The 3552-nt window shown below is 60.5% G+C and carries 3 protein-coding genes and 1 pseudogene; all 4 read right to left on the bottom strand.

All coding sequences use genetic code 11. From position 1 onward, the window contains the following. Positions 1-96: 96 nt before the first annotated feature. Complete coding sequence (locus BUB54_RS19570; protein ID WP_039885781.1) at positions 97-1092, bottom strand: tyrosine-type recombinase/integrase; 996 nt, start codon at positions 1090-1092, stop codon at positions 97-99. Continuing rightward, entirely contained in the window at positions 1085-2035 is a 951-nt protein-coding gene (locus tag BUB54_RS19565; RefSeq protein WP_008495807.1) for a tyrosine-type recombinase/integrase, read from the bottom strand. The genes BUB54_RS19570 and BUB54_RS19565 overlap by 8 nt, the downstream gene beginning before the upstream one ends. Then, positions 2032-3282 (bottom strand): tyrosine-type recombinase/integrase, encoded by a 1251-nt coding sequence (locus BUB54_RS19560; protein ID WP_048877477.1) that lies wholly within the window; start codon positions 3280-3282, stop codon positions 2032-2034. The genes BUB54_RS19565 and BUB54_RS19560 overlap by 4 nt, the downstream gene beginning before the upstream one ends. 138 nt (positions 3283-3420) lie before the next feature. After that, positions 3421-3552 (bottom strand): annotated as a pseudogene (locus BUB54_RS21705) (DNA primase); the annotation flags it as partial.

The following is a 3552-nucleotide window of genomic DNA, read 5'->3' as shown; positions in this document are numbered from 1 at the left end:
GCAAGAATATGTTGCTTAGCGTGTTATGTTGCGGAATTCCGGACCATGCCTTTTGGCCTGACATGACCTCAGATCGCCGCAACATAATCTCCTGCGTCACAAGGATTTGAGGAAGGCCATGAGGTCTTTATCGTTTTTCCATGACCGGCCGAGTTGAGGCTGCCCCACCTCGCAGAGTGCCACAGCTTGGGCTTTGAGTGTTATGTCGATCTCTGCATAGATATTGGTGGTGCTGATCGAGACATGGCCGAGCCAGGCGCGGACGGTATTGATGTCGACGCCGGCAAGGACGAGGTGGCAGGCTGTCGTATGCCGGATCACATGCGGGGTTATCGTTCTACCAGCTAACGCCGGCACCCGGGCGGCACAACGTTCGATCAGCCGATAGACGCCAAAGCGCGTGAAAGGCGTTCCAAGCCTGCTCACGAAGACCGCATTTTCGGCCGCGCGGCCGAGCACTCGTTGGGCCAGCACGGCTTTTGTCTCCGGCCAAAGCGGGCACTGGCGTGTCTTGCCACCTTTTCCATGCAAGGTGACCAGATCATGCCCCCTGTTGCCGTGCTCAAGCTGTAGATCACGCACCTTCAATTGCGTGGCCTCGGAGACGCGCGCCCCGGTATTGTAAAGAAAGAGCAGCAGCGCATATTCGTCACGCCCCCTCGGCGTCTTCCGGTCAGGCACGGCGAGCATGGCCTCCATTTCTGGCCTAGCCAACCAGCCGACCGGCTGCTGCATGGATTTTTTGGATGCGATGGCCCGGATATGGCCGCACCATTCGATATGGGCTGGGTCCCGGCTGCCGATGAAACGGGCAAACGCCCTGATGGCGGCAAGGCGCTGGTTACGGGTCCGGGCGGAACATCCCCGGTCCTCCTCCAGATGTGCCAGGAACTGCAGCACATGCTGGGTTGAGAGATCGCGCACAGCCAGCCGGTCCACGGGCTTGCGCAATTTGCGGCTGATGAACGGCAGCAGCAAAGAGAATGTATCCCGATAGCTGGAGCGCGTGTTCCGCGCCAGGTTGCGCTCGGTGACGATATGTTCGGACAGGAAGCGCCGCAGCCATGGGCCGAGGGTTACGAGATCATGCATCCTGGCCTCCATGCGCATAGCATGCAAATCGCAATGATGCCTGCTGCAGCAGCTCCGGCGTCATCGTCAGGTAGATTTTGGTGCCTTCTAGATCGGCATGGCCGAGATAGGTGGACAGTACGGGCAGCAATCTCTGCACATCCGCGCCCTGTCGATACCATGCTGTGAGGCTGTGGACCGCGAAACTGTGCCGGAAATCATGCAGCCTGGGGAACAGCCGGCCACCCGCTCTGCCATGGACACCGGTGATGCGCCGTAAGGCATCGAATGCCGCCTGAACGGTGCTGCTTGCAAGCCGCGTTCCGTCCCGATTTGCGAGCAGGAAGGATTCCTCATCTGACGCTGCCACGCCAGGGCGGCGCAGAGACATATAATCCGCCAATATTGACGCCAGGTGTGGTCCGAGCGGAACCAGCCGGCTTTTATAAAACTTGGTGGCACGTATTGTCAGGACGGCTGCTGGCAGTTCGACATCCGCCAGCGTGAGACTCATCGCTTCGCCGGCGCGCAACCCGGCGCCATACAACAGCAGCAAAAGCATCCGGAATGTATCGGCATCCAGCTGCACTGCACCCGCGCGGCTGGCTTCTATGGTGTCGCGGTCGAACAGCCTCCGCAGTTCGTCACGCGCATAAATATGCGGCGGCGTCCGGGTTGGCGGCCTCGGCTCGTTGTCCGGCATTGGTGAGGCGCTTGCATGGCCGCGGCCGATCGCATGACGCCAAAATCCGGCCAGCGCGTGATATTTGTTCTCACGCAGCCGCGTCAGCTGCCCATTGCCAGTTAAAAAAGAAAGGATATGCGCCGTGGTGACGGCATCGCATGCGGCATCGCCGTCGGCATATCTCAGAAAGCGACGCAGGATGCTTGCGCTGCCGATGAACTTCGCACCATGCGCCTGCCGGAGGGCAATGTATTGTTCGATGGCTTCTCGCAGTGTCATGCCAACCCCTCCAAATCGAGAGCCGCCACCTCGCGTAGCGCAGCGAGGTTGACCTTGGCGTAAATTGCCGTGGAGGATGGATCCCGGTGCCCCAGAAAATCCCCGATTACCTTCATCGATATGCCCTGGTCTAGGAGATGCTGGGCTGCGGCGTGCCGCAGCGCATGGGGGCCTCGCCGCCCGGCGATAATGCCAATATTTGCGAGGCGACTGGCGACGATCCCGCTCAGGGATTTTCTGTCGAGCGGCCGTATCGGCGCACATGATGTGAAGAAGAGGCTGCGCCCGAAGCCGGTTGGCCGGGCATTCCGCACGTAGCTCAGAATGGCCTGGCCGACGCTTTGCGTCAGCGGCCACAAATGGGTCCGGCCAGGCTTCGGGCAGCGCACACGGAGCCGCTCATTCTCCCAATCCAGATCGTCCAGTTGCAGGCCGGCGACTTCTCCCGCCCTCAGTCCGTAAGCGATAAACAGCATCAGAACCGCGCGGTCGCGTTTGTCGACCGGACGGTCGCCCTGGACCGAAGCCAGCAGACGCAAGACATCCTCGCGCGGCAAACCCTTCGGTATCGTCTCATCGGCCATGAACCCCGGTACCATGATGCCCGCGGCTAATCCCGACCGACACCAGCCGCGCGCTTCGGCAAATATAAAGAATGCCTTCAGACGCTGGGCGTAATCATGTATCGTCCGGCGGCTCCAACATCCGCGTTTGCGCTCCGCCATAATGGCGGCATCTACGTCCACCATCCGAAGGATGCTCAGCGTGATGCCGCGCTCCGCCAGCCAGATAAAGAAATGATCGGCGGCCCGGCGGTAGCTTTGAATTGTTGCCTCGGACAAACCGCGTTCTGCGCGCAGCCACCCTTCAAAAATGGTAGCTTCGGCATGGTGCGGGTGGCAGGAGGTCACGGGTTCATCGAGCCATCCCAGGAAACGGAGCCACTGTATCCCGAAGCTTACGAACCGCTCGTACACTTTGAGCGAGGCCGCCCGCTTACATCTACGTTCCTTCGGCCGTGCCCAGATTGCGGCTGCAGCCTCGACTTGCAGAACGGTCACCGTGCTGCCTTCCTGCAGATCCAACAGCCGGATCAGGCTCAGTTGAGCATTGGCAGCCCTGCGCAAGGTGCTCCGGCGAGCCCCGAGCCTTTGGAGACATCGCAGATAATGGGCTCGCTGCTCGGCGAGCGGCGCCGTCTGATATTTTTTGACGAATGCCGGAATGACAAAGAGTTCTTCAAACATGGTCGTGTCTCCTTGATGGTGGAGACGCAATCATGCCGATCTGGCGCCGTTGGGAAATTATGTTGACTGCCGGTTAGCCAGTTGGCGGGCCGGCTACCAATGACGGGCACTCCGCAACATAATACGCTAAGCAACATATTCCTGCCAGCGCCCCGCTGCGCCCTTGCCCGTGCCACCGCCGGTCAGGCGGACAAACAAGGACCGCCCCGGCGTGTTATGAACGTCTCCCACCAGCCAATAACGCCCCTCACGCCGCCCGGCGGGCAGATA

Origin of the sequence: Acidocella aminolytica 101 = DSM 11237, assembly GCF_900129125.1 — a bacterium.
GTDB classification, from domain to species: Bacteria; Pseudomonadota; Alphaproteobacteria; order Acetobacterales; family Acetobacteraceae; genus Acidocella; species Acidocella aminolytica.
The sequence above is the reverse complement of the archived record's forward strand: the minus strand, read 5'-3'. Positions and strand labels throughout refer to the sequence as shown.

Bases quoted from the DNA above. Each gene is read 5' to 3' on its own strand.
- BUB54_RS19570 (WP_039885781.1), bottom strand. From the start codon at position 1,092: ATGCATGATCTCGTAACCCTCGGCCCATGGCTGCGGCGCTTCCTGTCC.
- BUB54_RS19565 (WP_008495807.1), bottom strand. From the start codon at position 2,035: ATGACACTGCGAGAAGCCATCGAACAATACATTGCCCTCCGGCAGGCG.
- BUB54_RS19560 (WP_048877477.1), bottom strand. From the start codon at position 3,282: ATGTTTGAAGAACTCTTTGTCATTCCGGCATTCGTCAAAAAATATCAG.